A 26,137-nucleotide genomic window follows, 5' to 3' on the forward strand; every position below is an offset into this window, starting at 1 on the left:
TGAACCAGTTGTTGAGCCTGAACCAGTTGTTGAGCCTGAACCAGTTGTTGAGCCTGAACCAGTTGTTGAGCCTGAACCAGTTGTTGAGCCTGAACCAGTTGTTGAGCCTGAACCAGTTGTTGAGCCTAGCGCAAATGATTCTCAGTTAATAGCACACCCTGATGAAGATCCACGCACATTGCTGCGTTGTCCACCTCAAGAACTGACAGGCGAGTGGAATCCAGAAAAGTGGGACTACTGGTTGCAAACTGCTCGTGAAAGCGAGGTATTAGCTCAAGATGAGCTAGCACTAGCACGACAAGGCACAATGACTGGACAATGCAATGGTAAAGCCACGTTTTTGACCAGTGTTGATAGTAAGCATTTGCAGGTCACTTTTCAGCAATTGGCAGCTAAGCTACAACAGCAATTTACGCAAGCTGACATTGACTTGAAAATTGATAGTAGTATCATGCAGACCGAAGATAAAACCCCAGAGCGCCGACAGAAAAAACGTTTAGAGCAAGCGAAAACCGTTGCTGAAACCAAATTACTAAAAACACCAGTAATGCAGTATTTAACTGAACGCGGTGAGGGGAAAATGGGCAAAGTACAGCTGTATTGAGATTTTAGAGCAGTGTTTGCTCAAAATATCTAAAAGTATATTTATATATTGAACGTAGTTTTATATTAAATATCAAGGTGATAGCAATATATCACCTTGATATTTTTGTTTTTATTACGGGTCAAAATATATTTATCAAACAAGAGAGAACCATTTGATAACGATAAGATGAATGCAAAGTCGTTATAATGGTTAAGTTATATTAAAAACTGAAATGACGTTTAGGTGAGAATATGTTGGATAATTTACGCGGTATGGCTGTGTTCGCCAGTGTGGTCGGACATGGCTCTTTTAGTGGCTCAGCACGTGAGCTAGGTATTACAACCAGTGCAGTCAGTCAGCAAATTCGTTCGCTAGAGAACGAGCTTGGCGTGGTATTGCTACATCGCTCAACTCGTAAGCTAAGCTTAACAGAAGCTGGCGAGAGCTTTTATGAAGCGGCAAAAGATGTCGTCAGTGCAGCGGAGCAAGGGCGTATCAAAGTCAATCAATTGCGTGATGAGCTAGCAGGTAGCTTGCGTGTATCGACCACCCCTGAGCTTGGTGTTAATCACATACTGCCAGCACTCTCTACGTGGATGGCGGCACATGATGATTTAAGTGTCACTTATCTAGCTGACAATCATTATATTGATATGATTGACGAGCGTATAGATATTGCGATTCGCATGAGTCCATCGATTAATGATTCTAGTCTGAGCAGTCATCCATTGACTGATGTGCGCCAACTATTGGTTGCCTCACCTCAGTATTTGCGTCAGCACAGTAAGCTAAATACGCCTAAAGACTTGGCTGAGCATCAATTAATCTGTATTGAAATCATGAAAGATGCCAATCAGATCGATATGATTCAGACTGAAACTGGCAAAAAAACGCGTGTCAAAATGAACTCACGTATCTATACCAACAACGTATTCATGGCAACGACGTTGGCTAAAGAAGGTCACGGGTTGGTTAGAATGCTAGAGATGGACGTCAAAAAAGAGCTTGAGAGTGGAGAGTTGGTAGAAGTGTTGACTGGCTATCAGTTACCAAGCTTTGTGCTATATGCGGTCACTTTAAATCGCGACCAACAGCCAGCTAAAATCACTCGTTGTCTAGAAGTATTGAAAAAGTACTTCCATGCGAATTAAGTGTTGTTCTCACTACGCACGAAACGTTTTTAGTAAGCAGTAAGCAGTAAGCAGTAAGCCTATAGATAATGAATCATCTATAGGCTTTTTTGTTGTCTATTATTAACGTTGAAGCATGCTTTAAAATGATGGCTTTAGTAGATTGATTAAACGCTCAGCGACTTGTGTGCTTTCATCACGGCTCATGTTAAGCGGCGGTAGCAAACGTACAACATGACCACCCGTCACATTAATAATCAGCTTTTGCTCATCACGGGCACGATCTACCAGTTGGCTACAATCCATATCTTCAGGTAGCGCGATACCAATCATCATACCTGCACCGCGACTACTAACGCCATGTTGGCCAAATGTATCAACGATACTTTCTCTAATGAATAAACCCTCAGTCACTGCGTTTTCCATGATATTACTATTTGCTAGCACGTCGTATACGCTATGTACTACGCGGCTGGCCAATGGCGTACCACCATAAGTAGACCCATGGCTACCAGCACCAAACAGACCATTGGCACGGCCGCGTACCATGCACGCACCGACTGGGAAGCCATTACCTAGACCTTTGGCTGTCGTCAACACATCAGGACGAGCATTGCTGTGTTGATAAGCAAAGTATTTACCCGTACGGCCATTACCTGTTTGCACTTCATCTAGCATAAATAGCCAGTTATGAGCGTCACATTCCGCTTGCAGCTCTTCAAGATAATTGAATCCATTAGCTGCAGTATTCAGGCCACCTTCGCCTTGGATCGGCTCTACAAAGATAGCGCAGATATCATCATGTTCTTGGGCCGCTTGTTTGACAGCTTCGATATCGCCAAATGGCACACGAATAAAGTCTTCATCTAATGTATAAAACCCTTCACGTGCTTTTGGATTTGCAGTAGCTGACAAAGATAATAACGTACGACCATGGAACGATTGCTCCATTACGATAACTTTTGGACGTTTAAAACCTTGCTTGTAGGCATATAAACGTGCCAGCTTTAATGCAGCTTCATTGGCTTCGGCACCGCTATTGGCAAAAAACACACTGTCCATTTGGGCGGCGGTACATAGTATCTCTCCAGCACGCTCTTGCCAATCAATGCCGAACAAGTTGCTCGTATGGATTAACGTACCTGCTTGCTGCTGAATCGCGTCAGTGACTTGTGGATGACAGTGACCTAAGCCGCATACCGCGATACCAGTCAAGGCATCTAAGTAAGGCGTGTCATCTTTGGTATAGAGCCAACTGCCTGCACCGCGTGTAAAGCTGATTGGTTGACGATTATAAGTGGGCATCAGGTAAGTAGCAGACATGTAAAGCATCCTTGATATAATAATTGAATAAGAGTGTGGGTTATAGCTCGTCAGAAAAAGGCGTGGTTTCTGCAGGTAAGGTGTAGTCTTCGTTTGCCCAGGCACCTAAGTCGATCAGCTTGCAGCGACTGCTACAAAACGGCTTGTATTTATTGTCTTGCCAGGCCGTCTGAGTGCTGCAGCGTGGACAAGGGTAGGTCTTTGGGGGCGTATTTGCAGTAGAGTCAGTCATAAGAAAAGAGCAATGTCCTAAATGTTGTTATTATCGGTTGCATACGGCACAAGTATAAAACGCATCCGTCATTTAAATTACAACGAAACGAGGCGTACTTGCTGTCGCTGTATTACTATTCAATTGGATTGACTATATAATAGCATGGGGCCGAATAATGACAAAAGACAAATGCTTTAAGGATAGTAGATGACCGATAATATTGATCTCACGCATCAGCAAGAGCGTGCCTTTCAACCACAAAAACTGTCAGCACCGCGTGACTTTATTATTCCAAATATAATTAACGACAATAAAAGTGAAAAACCGTTGATGCTAGAGATTGGGGCAGGGAAGGGTAAGCATGCACTTAGCTTTGCCGCACAAAATTCTGATAAGCATCTAATAGCCATTGAACGCACGCGTAATAAATTTGAAGCATTCTCAAAATTGGCCACTCTACAAAATCTATCAAACCTAGACGCGATTCATGCGGATGCGATTGCATGGACAGTGCATGCAATCAAACCAAATAGCTTGGCTAAAATCTTCATTCTTTATCCTAATCCTGAACAGCACAATCCAAATCAGCAATGGCTGAATATGCCTTTTTTTGAGTTTTTATTATCACGCTTGCAGGTGGGCGGAGAAGTGATATTAGTCACTAATATCGAATCCTATATGGACAATGCAGAACACCAAGCAACTAAAGTGTGGTGTCTACCATCAACACGTTCTCGAGTACCATCGACCAGTCAGCGCACTCATTTCGAAGTGAAATATCTTGCCCGACAAGAAGTATGTTGGGAGCTAAGTATTCGTAAGCCGAAGTGGTATAAAACAAGATTTGACGATTGGCAGGTAAGTGCTATGAGCGAAAAATAATAGCCTAAGTAAGTATAGGACTTATATCAGGGATGTACAGTAAAGGTAATGATATTAAATATAAAATAGCCTAAGCGGTTAAAATTAAAATAATAAAAAGCCGTCACTAAAGAACGGCTAAAAATTTGCAAATTTTATAAATAAGGTTTTACAAGACTGTTAGAGTTGGTATGCGCATCTAAAACAGTCAAAAAGGTATATGCACCGATAAACTTACGGCTGATAAACATAAATTCTTTTGGTGGTAGATTAAATTCAAAAGATTGCATTGCACGTGTGGCCGTAGTGGATAGGCGTGAATGTAGCTTACTATTTGCCCAAATATAACGATTCTGTTCATCTAAACATTCGCTAGGGATATTGGTATTTTTCTCAGGATCACTAAAAGGCTCGGTAGCAAGCAAAAATAACGAGGCAATATCCGAACGTACTTTATTACTCATGCTATCGAAAAAGTCATATCCTTTCATAGCAATGCTCATTGCTTGCTGATCATGGCGATATCCCGCGCGTAGTAGACCACGAGCAATCGTTAATAAGTTACCATCAAACTGACGAATCGCTCCAAAATCTAGCAAAACCAATCTATCGATATCTTCTTCGTTTTCGCTCACACGCACTAAATAATTACCAAAGTTGGGATCTGTCTGCATTTCACCCCATACAAAAATCTCTTGCATCATGATTTCTATGGCCGCTTGACCAATGGCATTTCGGCGTTCATGAGGTAATAGTTGCAATGCTTCCGAGACCACAGTGATACCTGGCTCGTATGACATACATAGCAGGCGTTTTTTAGAATAAGTGCGATTAATCTTAGGCACGATATAGCGAGGATCATCGATTAAACGCTCGTAAAAACGTTCTGTCGTAGCCGCTTCCGCTTCATAATCGACTTCGTGATGGAGTAGGTCACGTATTTCCTCAAACCAAGCATCGAGTGCGCGTGTTTGGGGAACGATATTACTTACTTTTAACAATCGTTTGAACAAGGCAAGATCAGAGTTGATAGCGTCTGCCACACCCGGATACTGAATTTTTAACACAACTTGTTCGCCAGTGGCGAGTACGGTCGCACGGTGAACTTGAGCAAGAGAAGCAGTTCCGATGGGGACAGGATCAACGTCTAGCTCGTTTAGTTTGTTGCCCAGTAACTGGCGTAATGTTTGTTCAATCGTCGGCCAAGTCAATGTCGCTGTGTCATCATTGAGAGTTTGCAAAGCGCGCGTGATCTCTGGCGGCAGTATGTGCTCACCATAAATCGCTAGCATTTGACCAATCTTGACGACCGAACCTTTCAATTTGCCTAGCTCTGATGCCAGATAATTTGCCTGAGTTTCCATAAACGCTTGATTGCGTGCAGTACGAGCTTCTTTATTTAAGAACATACCAGACACGCTATTACCCGCCCAACGACGACCAATATTCAAAGAAGTTTTTGCAATCGACATACGACGATCAAACCCTGAGGTTTTTAGGCTGTCGATTGATTGCTTGTTGCTAAAAGGTTTAGACGTATCATTTGCCATAAGTATAATCATTCATCCAATTGGTATTGATTTGCGGGTTCGAAACCTACAATACAAGGGAGACGTGATGCACAGGTACAAAATTGTATCATATAAAGCGCGTTGGTTTTATGAGCCTGAGCTGGCCATTGATAGTTACTTTGTAAGCCAATATCTAGCGGTAACTATTAATAAATAGGTGCTTACTAATTTGAGTATGATTAATAAATGTTTAGAATTTTCTAGCAAGTCTACTGACTATTAAAATTTAGAAAAATCTATTTATAGCCAATAGATTAGTATTAAAAAGATACTAAAAAATAAGACCTAGCATGATGCTAGGTCAAATAATGATATGGAGCTATAAAATACAGAAGCACTATTAATCAAACATATTGAGCGAAACCTTCGCATTCTCTAAAATATTGCCCAAGACGTTACTCAATATGTCTTTTAGTATGCCTTAGCTGCTAAGCATTTTCGCGAGTGATGGCATGATGACCAATATCACGGCGGTACTGAGCACCATCAAAACTGATAGCAGCGGTGACTGCTAATGCTGCTTGCTGAGCATCAGAAATGCTATCTGCTAACGCAGTTACACATAATACACGCCCGCCGTTTGTAACGACTTCTTTATCATTATCGTTAGAAAGTGCCGTACCAGCATGGAAAACTTTAACAGCATTGTCGTTATTAGGATCTAGCTCTGGCAAGCCAGCAATCACATCACCCTTAGACGAAGTTTCAGGGTAGCCTTTTGATGCGACAACGATACCTAGAGCAGGGCGCGCATCCCATTTTGCTTCACTAGGTAATTGACCTGCCAAGCCTTGTGCGACCAAATCGACCATTGATGACTGTAAACGCATTAAGATAGGCTGCGTTTCTGGATCACCAAAGCGGCAGTTAAATTCGATGACATACGGATCGCCTGCCTTATCAATCATGAGACCAGCGTATAAGAATCCAGTATAAGGATGGCCTGCGTTTTTCATGGCATCGACTACTGGTTGTATCACTTGCTGCATGACTTTGGTATGAACATCGCTGGTAACAACTGGAGCAGGGGAGTAGGCACCCATGCCGCCAGTGTTTGGACCGGTATCGCCTTCAAAAGCACGTTTGTGATCTTGGCTGGTTGCCATTGGTAAGATGTTATCACCATCAATCATGCAGATAAAGCTGGCTTCTTCACCCTGTAAAAACTGCTCGATAACCACGCGGCTGCCAGCATCACCAAACTTATTGTCCGCTAACATATCGTCGATAGCTTCATGTGCTTGTTCGATCGTTTCAGCAACGATGACGCCTTTACCTGCAGCGAGGCCGTCTGCTTTGATAACGATAGGCGCGCCTTGCTCATCGACATAGGCTTTTGCAGCGACTGCGTCGGTAAAACCTTGATAAGCAGCGGTTGGGATATTGTTTTGCTCCATGAACTCTTTAGCAAAAGTTTTTGAGCCTTCTAACTGTGCACAGTATGCTGTTGGGCCCCATGCTTTGATACCTGCTTCTCGACAAGCATCAACAATACCCGTAACCAGAGGCGCTTCTGGACCAACAATTACCATGTCGATATCATTATTTTGACAAAACGCGATAACAGCACTATGCTCGCCTGCGTCAGCGTCGGTAGACTCTAGCGTAACGTTTTGGCATTTAGGCTCAAGGGCGGTGCCAGCATTACCAGGAGCGATGTAGACATTTTTTACATTGTCATCTTTTGCACATTGCCATGCCAATGCGTGTTCGCGACCACCTGAGCCAACCACCAAAATATTCATCATACCTTTTGCCCTTAGCATTAAAGTTAATAGTGAGCGAGTCGTACGCTCTTAAATATGTTGGCATATTCTAACAAAAAAACGCCTTCAATTACCATGAGTATCCGCCTGCCAGCACCGAATCATCCATATCGATGTCTAAAAATGCATTGTCTCATTAGTAAAGGTTATCGACACATCGCTGATTCATGAAATGATGTTGTACACTTTAGCTCGCGCCTTATGTGCGTTACACTTCACTATATTGGTAGTATTAAATTCTGATGGCTACATATTAATAAAAAATAAGAGCAAAAAAGGAGAAAATTTCTAACTGTTATAAAAATAAAATAAGTCGCGTGAATGGAAATACTGCACCGTTGCACCAATGATGAATATGCAGTAACAGTAGTCAATCTAAATCGATAAACTTAAATAAATAAATGTTAAACCAAATCTATAAAAAAAGGACGCAGGAAATGCCAAACTCCCTCAGTATCGCAAAAGAGCGCATTAGCCAGATAAGCGATATTGCTACCAGTTATGTACAAAAAGACAAATCGCTATTTGATCATTTTATTCATAGCTATTATCAGCCGCTGCATCAAGAAACTGCAGAGGCGATTAGTAATGCTGACTTGGCGGGCATGGCGCTACATCACTTTACACTACTCAAAGCTTACGACGGCAGCAAGCCGCAGCTGACAGTACTAAACCCAGCAGCAGAAGAGCAGCACTTTCACAGCTCGCACACTGTCATTCAAATCGCAGCTTATGATAGACCATTCTTAGTTGATACGATTTTAATGAGCCTAGAAGCTGAAGGTATCGATGTTCATCGTACTTACAACATCATTATCAGTGTTGAGCGTGATGACAATGGTGATATTACGCATATCGAAGGCGCACATGAAAGTGCCACCTCACATATGTCATTGATTCATTGTGAAATTGCTTACCAAGACAACGAAGGCTTGGAAGCGCTGCAACAGATGCTGATGTCAAAAATTGACACGCTTGATACAGTCGTTGGTGACTGGAAACAGATGCGTGCCCAGTTGAATGACATCAAAACTGAGCTTTCAACTAAGCCGCTACCAGAAGTATTCTACTCACAACAAGAAATCCAAGCATTTTTAGATTGGATCTTAGACGATCACTTTATATTCTTAGGATATCGTGAATACCGCTTAGAAGGTGGTCAGTCTATCGAAGTGACTTCTGAGCCGACCGATTTGGATTTATTCGCAATAGGTAACAGTGGCCTTGGTCTATTACGTGGTTCTGAAAAAGACAAGCTATCGGAAAGCTTTAGCCAATTGCCTAGAGGCTTAAAGCAATTATTGACTGAGCCGCGCGTGTTGATGCTGTCTAAATCAAGCCGTGTATCACCTGTGCATCGTTCAGTATATATGGACTTTTTGGGCATTCATAAGTTCGATGACAACGGTAATCTAATTGGTGAATACCGCTTTATCGGTTTGCTTACGTCACAAGCCTATCAGCTGACTGTACAGCAAATACCGCTATTGCGCGAAAAAGCCAATAAAATCATGGCGATGGCAGACTTGCCACGTGACGGTCACGCTCATCATAAGATGATGCATGTGATTAACACTTTACCACGTGATGATTTGTTCCAAGCCAGCGTCGAAGAGCTATACCCAATTGTTTCGGGCATTACTCAACTACAAGACAAGAAGAGCTTACGTCTATTTAGCCGTATTGACCATTATCAGCGTTTTGTTTCGTGCTTGGTCTATATCCCGCGTGATAAGTTCAACACCGAGCTACGTATCAAAGTACAAAACGTCTTAAAAGACGCCTATAACGGTATGTCTTCAGGGTTTACTACTGAATTCAATGAATCTGCGCATGCTCGTGTACACGTTCACGTACGTACCGTGCCTGGTCAAGTAAATGACGTCAATATCGCCACACTTGAAGCCAAATTATCAGCACTCATGCAATCATGGGATGATAATTATCAAAAGATGCTACTCGACAATGTGGGTGAGCAACAAGCCAACGCTTTAAATCGTCGCTTCTTAAACTATATCCCTGCTGCCTACCAAGAGCGTTTCGATGCTCGTACTGCAGTCGAAGATACGAAGCGTTTGGCGGGACTGACCGCAGAGCAACCAATGCTTTGGCATTTATACCAGTCGACAGGCGATGCACGTAACCAGCTCCATCTAAAACTGTACGGTCGCGAGCAGCCGGTTATCTTGTCAAAAGTACTACCAATACTTGAAAACTTTGGTGTATCAGTTATTTCAGCACAGACTTATGAGTTTGACTTGCCAGAGCAACCTATCTGGATGCAAGAGTATGAGTTGACCCTAGAGCATGTCGATACGGTCAATATGCAAGTCGTGCGTGGTCAGTTCGAAGACAGCCTCAAGCAAATCTGGGCAGGTCGCGTTGAAAGCGATTCATTCAATGAATTGGTACTAACGACCAAGCTCGATACTTATGATGTCGTCGTATTGCGTGCATTGTCTCGCTACATGCTGCAAGCACGTGCGCCATTCTCGAGTGCTTATATTCAGCAAACTGTGGTCAAAAACAGTGATATCAGTGTCGCGTTAGGTAGTTTGTTTGATGCACGTATGAATCCTAAGTATAGCGAAGAAGATCGCCAAGAGAAGGCTGCTACCATTCAAGAGCAAATCACAGCGGCGCTAGCAGATGTCGATAGTCTAGACGAAGATCGTATCTTGCGCTGGTACTTAGATTTGATCAATGCGATGGTGCGTACCAACTTCTATCAAGTCGATAGTGATGGTCAACGTAAAGATCGTCTGTCATTTAAGTTCTTGGCAGCAGACATTCCAAACTTGCCTAAACCAAAGCCAATGTTTGAGATATTTGTGTATTCACCACGCGTCGAAGCTGTACATTTACGTGGCGGCAAAGTCGCTCGTGGTGGTCTGCGCTGGTCAGATCGTATGGAAGATTTCCGTACTGAAGTACTTGGCCTTGTCAAAGCACAAATGGTCAAAAACGCAGTAATCGTCCCTGTGGGCTCTAAAGGCGGATTTATTGTAAAAACCAAGAGCATGGCTGATGGTCGTGAGGCATTCCAAGCAGAAGGTATCGCTTGTTATCAGACATTCTTACGTGGCATGCTTGATGTCACAGACAATATTGTAGATGGCAACATCGTCCCGCCAGCCAATACGGTACGCCATGATGAAGACGATCCGTACTTGGTTGTTGCGGCAGACAAAGGTACAGCTACCTTCTCTGATATAGCCAATGCGCTAGCAGCAGAGTACAACTTCTGGCTAGATGATGCCTTTGCATCAGGTGGCTCAGTAGGTTATGACCATAAAGCAATGGGTATCACAGCTCGCGGTGGTTGGGAGTCGGTCAAACGCCACTTCCGTATGCGCGGTATGGACATCCAAAATCGTGATGACTTTACGGTTGTTGGTATTGGTGACATGAGTGGGGATGTTTTCGGTAATGGCATGCTGCTATCAAAACATACTAAACTAGTTGCTGCCTTTAACCATTTGCATATCTTTATTGATCCTAATCCAGATACGGCGGCCTCATACGCTGAGCGTGCACACTTATTTGAGTTACCACGCTCATCATGGGCAGATTATGAAGCATCATTGATCAGTCAAGGTGGTGGTATATTCTCACGCCAAGACAAAACCATCGCTATCAGCCCTGAGATGAAATCGCTCTTCGATATCAGTGAAGACAGCCTTGCACCGAATGATTTGATCAGTGCGTTACTACGAGCACCTGTCGATCTTATCTGGAATGGTGGTATCGGTACTTATGTCAAAAGTGCAAACGAAACGCATGCTGATGTGGGCGACCGTGCGAATGATTCGCTGCGTATCGATGGTAATGAGCTACGCGCAGCTGTTGTTGGTGAAGGTGGTAACTTAGGTCTAACCCAGCAAGGTCGTATCGAGTACGCTCAAACGGGCGGCCGTATCTATACAGATGCAATCGACAACTCAGGCGGTGTTAACTGCTCGGATCATGAAGTCAATATCAAAATCCTACTTGGCAAAGTGGTCGAGCAAGGCGACATGACTCTCAAGCAACGTAATGAGCTGCTTGAGAGTATGACTGACACCGTAGCAGAACTGGTACTGCGTCAAAACTACTTGCAACCACAAGCGATTGAGCTGAGCCATATCCGCGCAGCAGCCAACTTGAGCGATCATCAACGCTTTATTCAGATGCTAGAGAGTGAAGGGCGTCTGGATCGTGCGATTGAGTATCTACCATCAGATGAAGAAATTGCGAAGCGCCAAAAAGCGGATACTGGTCTGACCAATCCTGAGCTGGCAGTGGTCTTAGCTTATGGCAAGATGTGGGTTTATGACAATCTATTATTGTCTGATTTACCAGATGATCCGTACTTTATCAATGAGCTACGTAAGTACTTCCCAGATGAACTTGCTTCACGCTTCTTTGATGAGATGACTGAGCACCGTTTGCATCGCGAGATTATCAGTACTTACTTGACCAACAGTGTGGTCAACCGTTTAGGTATTGAAGCGCTATTCCGTCTCTTTGAGGAAACCGATCAATCACTAGCCACTATCGTACGTGGTTATGCGATTAGCCGTGATGTATTCAACGTATCGCGCGCTTGGAAAGCACTTGAAGCCCTAGACAATCAAGTTGAGGCGACGTTACTGCTGAACCTTGAGCTACGTCTACGGGATTCACTTGAGCGCGGTGTGGTTTGGTTTATCAATGCCTTCGGTCAAAACTTGCAAGTCGCTGATATGATTAGCCGCTTCAGTGAAAGTGTAGAAAAACTAACCAAGCCAAGTGGTTTTATCGAGCAGCAATTTGCACAGTATCTGCAAGAAGATACCAAACGCTTGATGCAAAAAGAGCTGTCTGATAATGACGCTACGTTATTTGCGATGCTACCGTATCATGTCGATGCGCTTGATGCTGCATTGCTTGCTGAGCAATACGAGCGTCCTGTCGATGAGATTGCAACTTTATACTTTGAAGCTTATCAAGTATTGCAATTAGACTGGATGATGGAAAATATTGCGAACCTACCACAGCAAGATTATTGGGATCGCCGTGCACGTCATGCGTTAGTGAACGAGTTGTCACGCAGCTTGCGTCTATTGATGGATGCGGTACTCTCAAAACCAGATGCTAAGCAAGCATTTAGTGAATGGAGAGCAAGACACGTCGATCAGCTTGCAGCAGTCACCACAGAGATGAATAAGTTGGATGAGCTACACAGTAACGATGAAGAAGGTCAAATCGGTCTGTCAACGTTGTCAGTATTGATGAGTGAGCTTAGTGGTTTAGTTACTAAGTAATGAAGTAATATCAACCCGAAACTGTCGCACAAAAAAACCACCGTTCTTAATGTTCGGTGGTTTTTTATTGTCTAAACAAAATGGTTTAATCAAAAGTATTAAGTAGTAAAGTAATCAACCTAACTTATGATACTTTTTCACTGACGACTTTATGACACCCTTGACCACTAATTCGGCTAAATCCACCCGAGAGCTTTTCGACTTTAATCTGGGTTAAAATGCGATCTTTTAGCGCCTGAACATGGGATATCACCCCGATTAATTTACCTTCTTGCTGTAGATTGGTCAGCGTATCAAGCGCAATGTCTAAAGATTCCTCATCCAATGTACCAAACCCTTCATCCAAAAATAGCGAGTCCACACGTATGTTTTGACTGGCCATCTGTGAGAGCCCTAATGCTAATGCTAGGCTAATGATAAAACCTTCGCCGCCTGAGAGGTTTTTAGTACTGCGAATTTCACCACCTTGATAGTTATCAATCACATTTAGCTCAAGTGGACTGTTATCATCACGAGCCAGCAAATAGCGATCGCTCATTTTTTGCAGTTGCGTATTGGCTTGAGTGACCATAAGGTCAAAAGTAAGTCCTTGAGCAAAGGTGCGGTACTTCTTGCCATCGGACGAGCCAATCAATTTGTGCAGCTGTTGCCACACTTGAAGCTTATCCTTTTGAGTATTGATGGCATCAATCTGTTCCTGCTGGGTGTTTTTCTTATCTTCATTATCTTTTAGACGCTGACTGATGGCACCAATCGATTCAATTCGTTTATTAGACTCATCTTGGGCTTGCGACTGCTGTTGGGTAAGCGTTTCTTTATCATCTGTTGTCAGTGGATTGGCTTGTTTATCCGCCAGTGTTTTTTGTGTTGCATCCAATAAAGACTGCGCTTGCTTTAGCACGTAACCAATATGTTCTTGCTGCTGCTTGAGTGTATTGCGTTCATCGATGGGCAGGCGTGCCTTAGTAAAATCTATTTCATCAGCGAAATCAGAGGCGGCAAGCGCTGACTTAAAGGTATTTTCTTGGCTACTAAGCGTACTAGTCACCGTGTTTAATTGTTCACTCAAACGTCGCTGTGTGTCAAGCAATTGACTAAGTGTGTGCTCAGCATTGTCCAGCTGCCTTTGTGCAGAGGTCTGGCCAATTTGGGCTTGCTCCAGCTCATCACGTAATCGACGTTCCTCCGCTTCAGGCTCTTTGTTAGCAAAAACACGCTCTCTGTCTGTTCGTAATTTCTCAATCGCCTCAGTTCTTTTTGCCACGAGTTGAACCAGTTTACTAAGCTCACTTTCTTCTTTATCGAGCTGAGACTGCTTGGTCTCGATTTGTGTTTCTAGGCGACCCAGTGCGGTTATGAGCGTTTGCTGCTGCTCTTTATAGTTATTAAACTCGTTTTTTATGGTCGTAAGCGCAGCATGCTGCTGACGCAATGTATTGATATGAGTATGGTAATCCACCTCGTTTAGTATGACTTGGTTATCAATACTGGCTATCAGCGGTTGTAATGAGTACAGTGAAGATCGTATCGCCGTTTTTGCGTCTGACTGATGTTTGCCAGCAGAATATTTATTCAACAGCGTTAATATCTCGGCCTTAAGTACAGTCAATTCAGAAAAATTATCATGATATTTTTTGTCTAAGTTTTCTATCGTCCATGCTATTTTTTCACTATTGCTCTCAATCTCATTGATAGTGCTTGCCAGCTCACGCTGCTCTTTGTCTAACGCTTCGATGTCATTACGCATCGTAGAGAGTGATTCGCTAAGCCATTCGTAGTGAGATAACGCATTTTTAAGAGACTCTCTACGTTCACCTAGCGCATTTTTGATACTGCCTAATAATGACAACGCATCGTTATGTCTATCAATCTGCGCCAGCGGCTGTATGATCGCAGCGATAAATTGAGAATAGGTTTTGTTAAAGGCTGAACTGACCAACTGATCAATCTCAGTCTTTGACTTTTGTATTTGATGATTCAGCAGGCCTTGTTGTTCTTCTTGTTGCGCAAACTGCTGTTGTGTTTTTGCCTGAGTAATACGATGTTTAGAGAGAGTATCTTCTAAATCGGCTATAGTCGTATCCAGCTCTGCTATTTGCCGCTGAGTTTGCGTTGCTTCCGTTTCTTGCGCTAAGTGCGGATGATTTGCACTATAAGGATGCTCAAGCGATCCACACAGCGGGCAGGGGTGACCGTCTTTTAGATCAGCGATATGGTTTTCTAAGGTGGCGACTTTTTGTAGTAAATGCAGCTGGGTTTGTTTGTCTTGCCGCTTGTCTTTAGCAGCGTTGATGGCCGATTCACTATCAGTGATTAAGCCTGCCAGTTCCGTTATTTTATTATTTATTGCTGGTAAGACAGCATCTATTTTCTCTACTTGTGCGCTAAACTCATGCAGCTGTTTTGTCTTAACGCTCGCTTGGTCAAGCTGACGGTTGATATCGTCAATCTGCTCTTGCTCATCTCGCATATCAGCCAATGATTGCACTTGAATGAATGCTGCTTGCTCTTGTTGTAACGCGGACAATTTATGTTGCATCGTTGTTATAGCAGTATCTTTCACCTTTTGTTGTTGATTTAAGGCGTCAAAATTGGTGCGATACTGGTTGAGCTGTTGCTGTTGGCTGGTTTTATCTTTTATTAGGGCATTATTATCTAGAAATAGTGCTTTTAGTCGGCTGCAATGACTCTTGAAATTCGCTATATCGCTATCGATATTTTTTAATTCATGGGCGTCATTAAGGTAGCTTTCTACACGTGTTAGCTGAGTTTTATTGTGCGCAGCCTGTTGTGTATGGCCATCTATCTCTTTGCTTAAATGCTGGGTGCTGCTCGTTAGGGTTTGTTGCCTTTGCTCAGTTTCTTTTAAAGCATGTGTATGCTGCGCAATGTCTGTATCCAATTGGCGCGCCTGCGCAATATTAGGTAGAGCAGACTGCAATGATTCGTGGGCAGCTTGTTGACGAGTTTTTGCTGTCTCTAGATGTGTGGTCGCTTGCTCTAAGTCATCTTGTTTTTTCGGTAGGATGCTGCTGATCTGCTGCTGTTCTTCTTGCAAGCGTTTTAGATTATCGCGACTATGCACAAGTTGGCTGAACTGACTATCAATCTCCAATGCTTTATTAGCAGCGGTTAAGCGTTTGGCATTAGGGATGAAGTCTTGCTGAGCTTGCTGAGCCTGCGCTAGATCATTTTGATAAGTATTCAGTTTTTCTTTTAACTCTGTAACGCTATCTAGCCATTGAATCTTTTCGGCCAAATCTTGAATGGTCTGCTGCTGTGCGCTTTGAGCACTTTGATATGACTGTAAATCGGCTTTTAACTGATTTTCTTCATCAGCATCTAGAAGCATTAAGCCATCTAAACCGTATTGTAGCTTGCTGAGAATTTCTTCTTCGGTACGTTTCTTATCATGAACCTGTGTTGAGATAGTCGCGTAAATATCAGTGCCCGTAATTTTCTCTAAAATATCTGCGCGTTCATCAGCCTTTGCCTTTAGAAATGCTGAAAAGCTACCCTGAGCTAGCAATATAGAGCGAGTAAACTGCTGAAAATCCATCCGAGTCAGTTCAATGATCTTATTTTTGGTATGCTTTAAGGTGCTCTCTAGCAGCTCATCCTCTTTTGACGAGTCATCAACGTTTATCTTAGCGATTTCATGAGTCGCATCTTGCAGATTGCCATCTGCTTTATTGTAAGCACGGCGCTGTCCCCAGCGGCAGCGATACTGCTCACCATTCAAATCAATCACTACTTCAGCGAAACACGCTGCCGTCTGCCTCGTCATCACTTCATTGCTGCTCTTACTGATACTATTAATCCTTGGCGTCTCACCATATAGCGCTAAGCAAATCGCATCCAATATGGTGGTCTTGCCAGCACCTGTTTGCCCTGTAATAGCAAAGATACCTTCATTGGTAAAGGCAGTATCAGCAAAATCAATATGCCATTCACCTTTTAGGGAGTTGAGGTTTTTTAGTCTGAGTTCGATTAGGCGCATGGATAAGTCTTAGTATTAGTAATAGCCGCAACTGCGAAAAATTTAGGAAGTGTGGTCATGATATGTCGCTTTTGTTATTCTGCCTGTTTGTCTTCATGACGTAAGTTATAAAGTATCTGACCATAGGCATCGCGCAATGAGTCTTTTTGAGAATCAGCCACATCATTGAGCGTTAAGCAGCGCTCAAATACTTCCATCTCATTTAAGTCCTGCAAGTTCTCGGAAGTCTGCTGCTGATTGAGCACTTTATTATAAGTACGAGTGTTTTTTATCTTAAGCACTTCACAGGGTAACCCTTCTACCATTGCTTGCACTTGCTCACGCAAATCACTGACAATCTCATCCCCTGTATAGACAATCTCTAGCCAAATAGAGTCCGATTGCTTAAGCGCTCTAATGGTTTGTTCAATCGTGGTTAGGTCACCAGATATTTGCGCCAATTGTTGGAACTTTGGGATGGGCAGGGACACTACTTGCATCTGATTAGCGTCATCGCGATGCAGTATTTTATTGATAGTAGTGGCATCATTCGAGGTTGGTTGATTGTTTATATCTTGCTGAACAGGAATATTTTCTATGGCAGTAGACTGTGCTACCTCTTCATCATCTGAAGGCTCATCAAAGCCAAACAAGTCATCCATGAAAGGCAGTTCCTGACTAGACACTTTTTTAGCGGTTTTTTCTGCTAATTTATCTACTGATTTTTTCACTTGGGCGACTTCAATAGTAGCAGCTGTATTGATGGCATGAGGATTAATACTATCAGGTGCGACGTCTAACCCTAAAATGTCGTTATCAAAATGCTCTGCGGCACCAAACTGTACCAGCAATACTTGCTTTTGCTGTTTGGCCTCTCCGAAACCCATCGCGATGGGTGAACCTGAATAGCGAATACTCTCACGACCGCCAACACGCTGCGGCACATGTAAATGGCCGAGTGCCACATAATCAAAGCCATCATTGAACATATCGGCAGATATTTTACCTAGTGAGCCGACATATAGCTCGCGTACACCATCATCTTCGGTTGTTTTGCCGCCAGACGCGAATAGATGTCCTGTCGCGATGATAGGAATATATCGCTGATGCATTCTGATTAAGTCGGCTTGCTTAGTCTTCGCAATGTCTGCGACATTGTCATAATGCTCGCAAATACCAGCGATAACATTGGCGTCTTTGCTATCTGCGGACTCGCCAGCGCTACTGCTACGCACATCCCGATCGCGCAGATAGGGCACAGCGGCAATAATACAATGAGGGTTGTTGTCGTCATCACCCAAGACCAATACTTCGTCGTCCAAGTCATCACAAGCAGTACCAATCACATGTACGTTCAAAAACTTAAGTACATTGCTTGGCGCATCTAAAAATGTCGGTGAATCGTGATTCCCTGCGACAATTACCACATGCTGACAGCAGGAGCACGAGACCTTACCCAAAAATTCATAATATAGCGCTTGGGCTTTATTGCTTGGGGTCATGGTATCGAAGATATCACCCGCAACAATCAATATATCTACTTGCTGTGCGCTGATGGTGTCTTGTAGCCAATGCAGGAATGACTCAAATTCTTCGTAACGAAGACGCCCATACAGACGTCGCCCCAAGTGCCAGTCTGAGGTATGCAATATGGTCAAAGGTTTCATTTGCGTGGTTAAAGAAGAAGGCAAGCTAGCATCAGATATGGGCATAAGTAGACTATAAGTATGAGCAGTAGAAAGTCTTCATTCTAGCAAGAATCGTTGAGATTTGCGCTGTTGCCAAAAGAAAACCCTACCAATAATATACTGGTAGGGTTTTCTTCTTATACAAGACTCATCTTTTTGCAGATTAAAGGTAAGCGCTAGTCAATAATCAATTGCTCCAGACCATCTCCTTGCTGCGTTGCAAGATTTGCGACCATCGATAGGGCATGCGCTTGTTGGTCTATTGGTTGTTTTACTGCTTTACCTCTTGATCCTTCACGCAACCAATTTTTAGCTATGTCATCGCTGTTTTGACTGCGCTGCTGATTTTGCAAATTATACCAAGCCAAATCATGATGCAAGCTGACCACGTCGCCCATAATGAGGAGGGCAGGCGTTGGCAATTGTGCTTGCTCTTGTTTGGCAACAATCGTTGCAAGCGTACCGGTTAATACTTGTTGATTGGGCATACTCGCATTAGAGACGATAGCAATCGGTGTCTCGCTACTGCGTCCAGCATCAACCAAGCCTTCAGTCAAACGTGCCAGCGAGTGCAGACCCATATAAAATACGACCGTCTCATCAGTATTTAAGAAGCTCTTAAAGTTACTGTTGGGTGCGCCAGCCTTCAAAAATCCCGTCACAAAACGCACTGATTGTGAATGATCACGATGAGTTAGCGGAATGCCTGCATAGCTAGCAGCGGCGTTGGCAGCGGTGATGCCTGGTACGACTTGATAAGGTACATTATGTGCTCGTAGGCTCTCTATCTCTTCGCCGCCACGTCCAAATATAAACGGATCGCCACCTTTTAAACGCACGACACGGCGACCTTGTTTGGCATGATTGACGAGCAGCTCATTGATACCCAACTGTGCGACCGTATGATTGCTGCGTTTTTTACCGACGAACACTTTGTCAGCATCACGGCGGCATAAGTCTAAGACCTGCGGTGAGACTAACGCATCATAAAATACCACATCTGCTTGTTGCATCAGACGCAATGCTTTAAAGGTCAACAGCTCTGGATCACCCGGGCCTGCGCCTACGATATAGACTTCACCAACGGCTGGTAAGCTTTTTTCTGACTCTCTAACCGATTCTGTATCGTCGCTTTTCTTACTGATAGCAGCGGCAGTGCTATCCAAATCAGCTTGCAGTTGTGCAGTCGCTTTAGTTTCATTACCGGCAAACATCAGCTGACTGACTTGGCCTTCAAACGCGCGCTCCCAAAACTGACGACGACCAGTCAGCGTTGGTATCTTGGCTTTTACCTCACTGCGGAATTCACCTGCCAGCTTGGCTAATTTTCCATAGCCTTGCGGGATTAATGTCTCAAGGCGTGCCCGTAATAGACGTGCCAATACTGGCGCTTTACCATTTGATGAAATACCAATCACAATAGGATTTCTATCGATAATCGCTGGAAAGATAAAATCACATAAATGCGGGGTATCGACCACATTGACTGGAATATTTAGCTCAGTCGCGTCCGCATGAATCTGGTGATTAAGCGTTTCATCGTCAGTCGCGGCAATAATTACGCGTGCGCCTGACATATGGGTTTTATTATATTCCTCATAGATAAATTCATGCTTGCTGTCAGTGAGCAAGGCATTTAGCTCGTGACTGATATCGGGTGCAAGTATCGTGATACAGGCGCCTGCACGGCTGAGCAAATCAGCTTTACGCAGTGCCACTTCGCCGCCGCCCACGATGAGCACTTTACGGTCTTCTAATTTAAAAAATAGCGGGAAGGTGTTCATAATGTCACCATATATTTAATTGTTTATTATAAAAAGGTAGAAAAGATATAAGGAATGCCGCCATTATGAGGTATCACAAGCACACTCTCACCTAGTGAATTGGCATTAGCATATTCGTTTTTGTCATGTTAACGATGGTTTTTTGTGAGAAAGGGAATAGGTTTTATGAGACATGATATGCGTACTAGAGGTTTAGAAGGGCATAATTTTATATTTTTTAATTCAGAACAATTATGAAGGCATCATAATGAGTCAAAACAATACGTTTAATAGACTAAAAAAATTAAGTACTGTCTTTTTCGGACTGATTTTAGGGTTGCTAGTTAGTTCAGATGTACTAGCAGAATGCGCGTTGGCTGAAGGTTATAAGTTACCAAATGGGGTTGTATTTGATGAACACTGTGAGTTTGATGGTGAACTCGCGCCCGTAATAAAAGGTAGTAAGTATGGATTCATCGATAAGCAAGGTGTGATAAAAATACTAACACAGTATGACTTTCCAATTGCTTTTGTAGAAGGTCTAGGAAGTGTTCATAAGGACAACTTATCCGGATACATTAATATGCAGGGTGAAGTTATTATACCTCTCAAATACAGCCTTACTTATCCATTTGAAGATAGTTTAGCTGTGGTTGGGGTAGATAATAGAAGAGGAGTCATTGATAAACAGGGACAGATAATTATTCCGATAATGTACGATGATTTAATGGGTTTTAATGAGGGTTTATCTGCAGTTGAGAACGAAGGGAAGTATGGATACATTGATATTAATAATAAGTTAGTTATTCCTTATGAATATGATTCTACTATTTTCTTTACAGAAGGCCTAGCAGCGGTTGAAAAAAATGAAAAGTTCGGATTTATAGATAGGCTAAATAATATCGTGATACCCATTGAATATTATAGTGCGACTTGGTTTTCAGGTGGTTTAGCCGTCGTTAATAATGATGATAAGTTTATGATCATTAATAGGTCGAATCAAGTAGTCAAAGAGCTAGACTATGCAATGGTCTTCCCCTTCATTAACGGATTAGCACTTGTCTATGATAACGGTAAGCATGGATTTATTGACAAAAATGGTGATGTAGCAATTGAATTAGACTATGATGACATTCCATTTATTGATCCTTTTAAAGATGGTACCGCCTATGTCAAAAAAGATGGTGAATGGTTCTACATTAATAGACAAGGTAAACGTGTAGAAAACAAGTTTTAAGTCCAATGAAAAGCCGAAAAAAGCCCTTTCTTAAATCAAAGAAAGGGCTTCTCAAATTCATAAACAGCTAAAATTACAGCTGAGTATGCAAGCCACACTCACGGCTTTCTTCTACTTTCGTTGGATCAAAGTAGTCATGCTCATTTGGTAAGTTGTGCTCTTCTAAGTACACATCCAAATCAGCATCTGTTTTTTCAAACAATGGTGCTACTTTTAGCACGCCGTCTTTTGACAAGCTAAGCACATCAAGACCTTGACGGAACTCAGTTTGGTCTTTACGAATAGCATTGAACCACACATCTGGCTTTAGCTCATCTAACGCACGGCGGAATGGCTCAAGTTTAACTTGCTCTGTGAACTCGTCATGCTGTGGGTTATCGATACCTGGGATGCCATTCATCGTCGCGTCACGGTGTGCAGCCGTTTGCTTAGGAATATAAGTAACGACATTTAGGTTCAAGTCATGGATAAGCTTGTTGGCAAACTGATAAGTAGCATCAGTGTTGTAACCTGAGTCTACCCATAATACCGTGATATCAGGACGCTGTTTGGCAACCAAATGCAAAATCGCTGATTCATACGGACGGAAGTTGGTCGTGATGATTGGATTTTTTGCTTGAGTCAGTGCCCACTCAACGATTTGCTCAGGTGACTTACCTTGCAGGTCTTGGTTGGCTTGGTCAAGATCTAGATTTGGGTGTAATTGGCTCATGATACGTTCCTTAATTGTTGTTAATATAAAAGTGTTGATTAAAAATATTGGGTATTACTATAAAATTAATGGTCAGTGCGACAGCTATGCGACTGAAGGCTCTAACGGTTGTGCAAACATCGGTAAATCTGAAGCGCTTCGACCATCATAGCTACTAGCAAGGGCAGTAAAGGCTTGCTCAATGCCAAACTTAGAATCGGCTTCTAGGTCATGCTCGCTCAATACAAAGCTATCAACCCCAGTGCGTAGCATATAAGCAATTTGATCGCGGCCAAACGCGCCAGCCACTCGAATCTCGCCTGTATAACCGATTTGGCGCAGCGTACGTGCAAAGCTAAAGTGACGACCATCAGCGAACTTAGGCACATCAATCACGATAAGTGCGTGCGTTGATAAGAACTCACTAAGCCCCTCTAGTGCATCAGCGTCAGTATCGGCAGTAACCCACAATCCAAGTCGACTACTGTGCTGTACGATTAACTCATAGACTTCTTTGATCAGACCACCAGCTTGTGCGCCTGTCGTATCTAACAGATCAACAAGTGGCACGATGACGTCAGGATTTTCTTGTTTTTGTAGTAGCTCAAGCAACGTAATGTTAGTCGATACAATGCTCTCTGGCAGTGCATCAGTAGTAAGTACATGCCATGTATCTTGACTGCCGATATCTACGCCATGACTGTCCAAAACATGGTGATTAGCCATAGACCTTCTCCTTAAATGGATCAATACCAACGCGCTCAACCAATTGACCAAAGCTCTCTACATCGTTATCAGTGCTGGCACGTAAGTCCACATAGACATCAACGATCTGCTGTATGGTGTTGGCGACCTCAAGGGCAGGCACAGATTTGCCTAAGATTTTGCCAAGTTTGGCGTCGTCGCTAGAGTTGCCGCCAAGGCTAATCTGATACCAATGTTCGCCTTTTTTATCGACACCCAAGATACCAATATCGCCTGTATGATGGTGCGCACAAGCATTGATACAGCCAGACATGTTCAGGCGAATCTCACCCAAGTCATATAGATAGTCTAAGTCATCGAACTGTTTTTCGATTTGTTCAGCGATGTTGTGCGTCGTTGCATTGGCAAGCGAGCAGTAATCCCAACCTGGGCAGACAATCATATCCGTTAGGGTGTTGATGTTTGCGCGCGCTAAATGCAATTCTGATAGTTGCTGCCATAACTCATAAAGCTTATTGGTCTGCACATCAGCAAATACTAGATTCTGCTGATAAGTACCCCGTAGCTCACCAAAGCTGTATTTGTCAGACAGGTCAGCCAGCGCATCCATCTGTGATTCACTGACGTCACCGGATGGTACATATTTACCATCGACTAAACCTGCCTTAAGAGAAATAACCACGGCACGATAGCCAGCTATTTTGTGCGCTACGGTATTTTGGTTATACCAATTGGCAAAATCTTTATCAGCGCTCAGTTGCTGTTGTAGCTCAGACTGTACTTGTAGTGCGTCGAATGAGACATAGTCAGGCTCACTAAAGAAGCTGCTCGCTGTTGCAAAGTTCTCATCAGTCAAAGTAAGTGGGCCGTCTTTGGTGTGAGCTTTCCACTCGGCATTGACCAATTTGGCAAAGGCTGGACCGCCCATGCTTTCGACCAAAATTTTGATACGTGATCTGTATTTACTGCCTTTGTCACGGCGACCATGCAAGTTATAGACACGCAAGATGGCGTCTAAATAACTCAGCAGATGCTGACGTGGCAAGAATTTATTGATGACTTTACCAAGAACAGGGATACGTCCAAGACCGCCACCAACCAATACTTCAAAACCAATCTCACCTTCATCATTGGTCTTTACGTGTAGACCGACATCATGTACTTGGGTTGCTGCACGGTCATCATTGGTGCCGATGACAGCAATCTTAAATTTACGTGGCAAAAAAGCAAACTCAGGGTGGAAGGTTGACCACTGACGGATAATTTCACAATAAGGACGTGGGTCAGCGATTTCTTCTTTATGAATACCAGCATATGGATCGGTGGTGGTATTACGAATACAGTTCCCTGAGGTTTGGATGGCATGCATCTGTACTGAGGCTAATTCAGCCAAAATATCTGGCACATCTTCTAGTTTTGGCCAGTTCAGCTGAATATTGGTACGCGTCGTGAAGTGTCCATAGCCCTTATCATACTTGCGAGTAATTTCGGCCAATTTGCGCAACTGGTAGCTGGCAAGCAAACCGTAAGGAATCGCGATACGCAACATTGGCGCATAACGCTGGATGTATAGGCCGTTTTGCAACCGCAGTGGCAAAAACTGCTCTTCTGGCAGCTCACCTGCCAAAAACCGCTCGGTTTGGTCGCGAAATTGGGCAACTCGTTCCTCTACCAAAGTCTGGTCAGCGTAATTATATTGATACATGACGTAATCTCAGTTTTGTTTTTAATCTTAAAATCAGCGACGAAAATGATTTGCGTGTGTAATAGGTTTTATTGCCGTTCGCAATGTAAATAATTCAGCTATACATCATATAAGCTTGTACCCAGAAACATAAATTCCTTTCAGACATATCCATATCCAAACACAGCATAAATTTTCATAACGAAAGTTAGGTAGCCTATGCGTAACAAATTTAATGCCCAATCGTTAGTACGCTACTTATTATCTATCGACGGCTTTCTTCTCAGTTTTGTACATTTAATCGCTTTTGCATTTTTGCTCATCTCTTCCAACCATTCTTTTTATAAGAGGTTTTAATAACTATATGTCTCAAACTCAAAGCCCAACCCAATTCAAATCAAAGCTGGTTCCACCACATGGCAGTGCCGAGCTTAAGCCACTATTATTAAACGGTGCAGCACGCGATCAAGCATTAGAGCTTGCCAGCACATTGCCTACCATCACCCTAAGCTCACGTGAGCGCGGTGATTTAATCATGTTCGGTATTGGTGGTTTTACTCCGTTAAATGGTTTTATGAATCAAGCGGACTGGCAGGGTGTGGTAGACAACATGCGCTTGCAAAGCGGTGAAAACGCAGGTTTGTTTTGGCCAATTCCTATCACTTTGTCTGCGCCAAAAGAGACTGCAGATGATTTGAGTCAAGGCGACAAAGTAGCCTTGGTCGCTCAAGATGGCGAAGTCATGGGTATCTTGACGGTAGAAGAGACCTATACCATCGATAAAGAACATGAGTGTCAGCAAGTATTTACGACCACGGATTCAGAGCATCCAGGCGTACAGCAAGTATTGAACCAAGAAGCCGTCAATGTTGCCGGTAGCGTTGAAGTATTGAGTGAAGGCGAGTTCCCAACGTTATATCCAGAAATCTACAAAACGCCAGCAGAAACACGCGCAATCTTGGATGCTAAAGGCTGGAAAACAGTGGCTGCATTCCAAACGCGTAATCCAATGCACCGCTCACATGAGTATCTGGCTAAGATTGCGATTGAGATCTGTGATGGTGTGTTGATTCATTCATTATTGGGCGCATTGAAACCTGGCGACATCCCTGCAGAAGTTCGTCAAGAAGCCATCAAGACCTTGATCGATAACTACTTTAGACAAGATACCGTGATCCAAGCAGGCTATCCGTTGGATATGCGCTATGCTGGCCCACGTGAAGCGTTACTACATGCGCTATTCCGTCAAAACTATGGCTGTAGCCATCTGATTGTTGGTCGTGACCATGCGGGTGTCGGCGATTACTACGGTGCGTTTGATGCGCAAACGATTTTTGAACATGTTGGTAAAGATGACCTTATCACCCAACCGCTCAAAATTGGTTGGACGTTCTGGTGTAATGCTTGTAATGCGATGGCCTCTGATAAGACTTGCCCGCATGACGCGTCTGAGCACGTTAAAGTATCAGGTACTAAGCTGCGTAAAGCACTATCAGAAGACGAAGATGTACCAGATAACTTTAGCCGTCCAGAAGTACTACAGATTCTGCGTGACTACTATGCCGGTATCGCAAAAGAAGAGCGTGCTGAGGTTAAATTAACGGGTGCATCTGCCGTATAAAAACAGATCGTCAGTATAAATAACTCGTACTAA

15 protein-coding genes and 1 pseudogene are annotated in these 26,137 nt (G+C 43.3%); 6 read left to right on the forward strand and 10 right to left on the reverse strand.

All coding sequences use genetic code 11. The features are described 5' to 3' along the window. Positions 1 to 604 (forward strand): annotated as a pseudogene (locus JMX96_RS10215) (DNA polymerase III subunit gamma/tau); the annotation flags it as partial. Positions 605 to 837: 233 nt separating this feature from the next. After that, a complete protein-coding gene (locus JMX96_RS10220) occupies positions 838 to 1,737 on the forward strand; it encodes a LysR family transcriptional regulator (protein WP_057760292.1) in 900 nt (299 codons plus the stop codon). A gap of 120 nt (positions 1,738 to 1,857) precedes the next feature. Here JMX96_RS10220 and JMX96_RS10225 read toward each other — a convergent pair whose 3' ends face one another. Together JMX96_RS10225 and JMX96_RS10230 are read right to left on the reverse strand one after the other, a co-directional pair. Continuing rightward, the gene (locus JMX96_RS10225) at positions 1,858 to 3,039 is read right to left on the reverse strand and encodes an aspartate aminotransferase family protein (protein WP_201568921.1); all 1,182 of its coding nucleotides are present in this window, start codon (positions 3,037 to 3,039) and stop codon (positions 1,858 to 1,860) included. A gap of 40 nt (positions 3,040 to 3,079) precedes the next feature. After that, positions 3,080 to 3,271 carry a DNA gyrase inhibitor YacG gene (locus tag JMX96_RS10230; RefSeq protein WP_101205915.1) on the reverse strand — a complete coding sequence of 64 codons (192 nt, stop codon included), beginning with the start codon at positions 3,269 to 3,271 and terminating at the stop codon, positions 3,080 to 3,082. Positions 3,272 to 3,460: 189 nt separating this feature from the next. Here JMX96_RS10230 and JMX96_RS10235 point away from each other — a divergent pair, with 189 nt between their 5' ends. Next, positions 3,461 to 4,135: a DUF938 domain-containing protein gene (locus JMX96_RS10235; protein ID WP_201568922.1), complete on the forward strand. Its 675-nt coding sequence runs from the start codon at positions 3,461 to 3,463 to the stop codon at positions 4,133 to 4,135. A gap of 134 nt (positions 4,136 to 4,269) precedes the next feature. On the opposite strand, the gene JMX96_RS10240 is transcribed toward JMX96_RS10235, so the two are convergent. After that, positions 4,270 to 5,664, reverse strand: coding sequence for an ABC1 kinase family protein (locus JMX96_RS10240; protein ID WP_201568923.1), 1,395 nt, complete (start codon positions 5,662 to 5,664; stop codon positions 4,270 to 4,272). Positions 5,665 to 6,113: 449 nt separating this feature from the next. Continuing rightward, entirely contained in the window at positions 6,114 to 7,430 is a 1,317-nt protein-coding gene (gene purD / locus JMX96_RS10245) for a phosphoribosylamine--glycine ligase (protein ID WP_201569097.1), read from the reverse strand. Positions 7,431 to 7,888: 458 nt separating this feature from the next. Here purD and JMX96_RS10250 point away from each other — a divergent pair, with 458 nt between their 5' ends. Then, a complete protein-coding gene (locus JMX96_RS10250) occupies positions 7,889 to 12,736 on the forward strand; it encodes an NAD-glutamate dehydrogenase (RefSeq protein WP_201568924.1) in 4,848 nt (1,615 codons plus the stop codon). Positions 12,737 to 12,860: 124 nt separating this feature from the next. Here the strand turns inward: JMX96_RS10250 and JMX96_RS10255 are convergent, their stop codons facing one another. From JMX96_RS10255 to cysG, 3 genes are all read right to left on the reverse strand, one after another. Next, a complete protein-coding gene (locus tag JMX96_RS10255; RefSeq protein WP_201568925.1) occupies positions 12,861 to 16,736 on the reverse strand; it encodes an SbcC/MukB-like Walker B domain-containing protein in 3,876 nt (1,291 codons plus the stop codon). Positions 16,737 to 16,810: 74 nt separating this feature from the next. Further along, entirely contained in the window at positions 16,811 to 18,427 is a 1,617-nt protein-coding gene (locus JMX96_RS10260; RefSeq protein WP_227677020.1) for an exonuclease SbcCD subunit D C-terminal domain-containing protein, read from the reverse strand. A gap of 152 nt (positions 18,428 to 18,579) precedes the next feature. Beyond that, the gene (gene cysG, locus JMX96_RS10265; RefSeq protein ID WP_201568926.1) at positions 18,580 to 20,187 is read right to left on the reverse strand and encodes a siroheme synthase CysG; all 1,608 of its coding nucleotides are present in this window, start codon (positions 20,185 to 20,187) and stop codon (positions 18,580 to 18,582) included. A gap of 247 nt (positions 20,188 to 20,434) precedes the next feature. Between cysG and JMX96_RS10270 the strand changes: the two genes are divergently transcribed. Further along, positions 20,435 to 21,403 carry a WG repeat-containing protein gene (locus tag JMX96_RS10270; protein WP_201568927.1) on the forward strand — a complete coding sequence of 323 codons (969 nt, stop codon included), beginning with the start codon at positions 20,435 to 20,437 and terminating at the stop codon, positions 21,401 to 21,403. 73 nt (positions 21,404 to 21,476) lie between these two features. Here the strand turns inward: JMX96_RS10270 and JMX96_RS10275 are convergent, their stop codons facing one another. The 3 genes from JMX96_RS10275 to JMX96_RS10285 all read right to left on the reverse strand — a co-directional run bounded on the left by JMX96_RS10275 (position 21,477) and on the right by JMX96_RS10285 (position 24,504). Then, positions 21,477 to 22,115, reverse strand: coding sequence for a phosphoadenosine phosphosulfate reductase family protein (locus JMX96_RS10275; RefSeq protein WP_114700031.1), 639 nt, complete (start codon positions 22,113 to 22,115; stop codon positions 21,477 to 21,479). Between the two features lie 84 nt (positions 22,116 to 22,199). Further along, positions 22,200 to 22,820, reverse strand: coding sequence for a DUF934 domain-containing protein (locus JMX96_RS10280; protein ID WP_201568928.1), 621 nt, complete (start codon positions 22,818 to 22,820; stop codon positions 22,200 to 22,202). Then, positions 22,813 to 24,504, reverse strand: a complete 1,692-nt coding sequence (locus tag JMX96_RS10285) for a nitrite/sulfite reductase (protein WP_201568929.1) — start codon at positions 24,502 to 24,504, stop codon at positions 22,813 to 22,815. The genes JMX96_RS10280 and JMX96_RS10285 overlap by 8 nt, the downstream gene beginning before the upstream one ends. 343 nt (positions 24,505 to 24,847) lie before the next feature. Between JMX96_RS10285 and sat the strand changes: the two genes are divergently transcribed. Further along, complete coding sequence (sat, locus tag JMX96_RS10290; protein WP_201568930.1) at positions 24,848 to 26,104, forward strand: sulfate adenylyltransferase; 1,257 nt, start codon at positions 24,848 to 24,850, stop codon at positions 26,102 to 26,104. Positions 26,105 to 26,137 lie beyond the last annotated feature (33 nt).

Origin of the sequence: Psychrobacter sp. JCM 18900, assembly GCF_904846625.1 — a bacterium.
Taxonomy (GTDB): Bacteria; Pseudomonadota; Gammaproteobacteria; order Pseudomonadales; family Moraxellaceae; genus Psychrobacter.

Coding starts and splice junctions, on each gene's coding strand:
- JMX96_RS10225 (WP_201568921.1), bottom strand. CDS start 3,039: ATGTCTGCTACTTACCTGATGCCCACTTATAATCGTCAACCAATCAGC.
- JMX96_RS10240 (WP_201568923.1), bottom strand. CDS start 5,664: ATGGCAAATGATACGTCTAAACCTTTTAGCAACAAGCAATCAATCGAC.
- cysG (WP_201568926.1), bottom strand. CDS start 20,187: ATGAACACCTTCCCGCTATTTTTTAAATTAGAAGACCGTAAAGTGCTC.
- JMX96_RS10285 (WP_201568929.1), bottom strand. CDS start 24,504: ATGTATCAATATAATTACGCTGACCAGACTTTGGTAGAGGAACGAGTT.
- JMX96_RS10250 (WP_201568924.1), top strand. CDS start 7,889: ATGCCAAACTCCCTCAGTATCGCAAAAGAGCGCATTAGCCAGATAAGC.
- purD (WP_201569097.1), bottom strand. CDS start 7,430: ATGAATATTTTGGTGGTTGGCTCAGGTGGTCGCGAACACGCATTGGCA.
- JMX96_RS10275 (WP_114700031.1), bottom strand. CDS start 22,115: ATGAGCCAATTACACCCAAATCTAGATCTTGACCAAGCCAACCAAGAC.
- JMX96_RS10235 (WP_201568922.1), top strand. CDS start 3,461: ATGACCGATAATATTGATCTCACGCATCAGCAAGAGCGTGCCTTTCAA.
- JMX96_RS10220 (WP_057760292.1), top strand. CDS start 838: ATGTTGGATAATTTACGCGGTATGGCTGTGTTCGCCAGTGTGGTCGGA.
- sat (WP_201568930.1), top strand. CDS start 24,848: ATGTCTCAAACTCAAAGCCCAACCCAATTCAAATCAAAGCTGGTTCCA.
- JMX96_RS10280 (WP_201568928.1), bottom strand. CDS start 22,820: ATGGCTAATCACCATGTTTTGGACAGTCATGGCGTAGATATCGGCAGT.
- JMX96_RS10270 (WP_201568927.1), top strand. CDS start 20,435: ATGAGTCAAAACAATACGTTTAATAGACTAAAAAAATTAAGTACTGTC.
- JMX96_RS10255 (WP_201568925.1), bottom strand. CDS start 16,736: ATGCGCCTAATCGAACTCAGACTAAAAAACCTCAACTCCCTAAAAGGT.
- JMX96_RS10260 (WP_227677020.1), bottom strand. CDS start 18,427: ATGCCCATATCTGATGCTAGCTTGCCTTCTTCTTTAACCACGCAAATG.
- JMX96_RS10230 (WP_101205915.1), bottom strand. CDS start 3,271: ATGACTGACTCTACTGCAAATACGCCCCCAAAGACCTACCCTTGTCCA.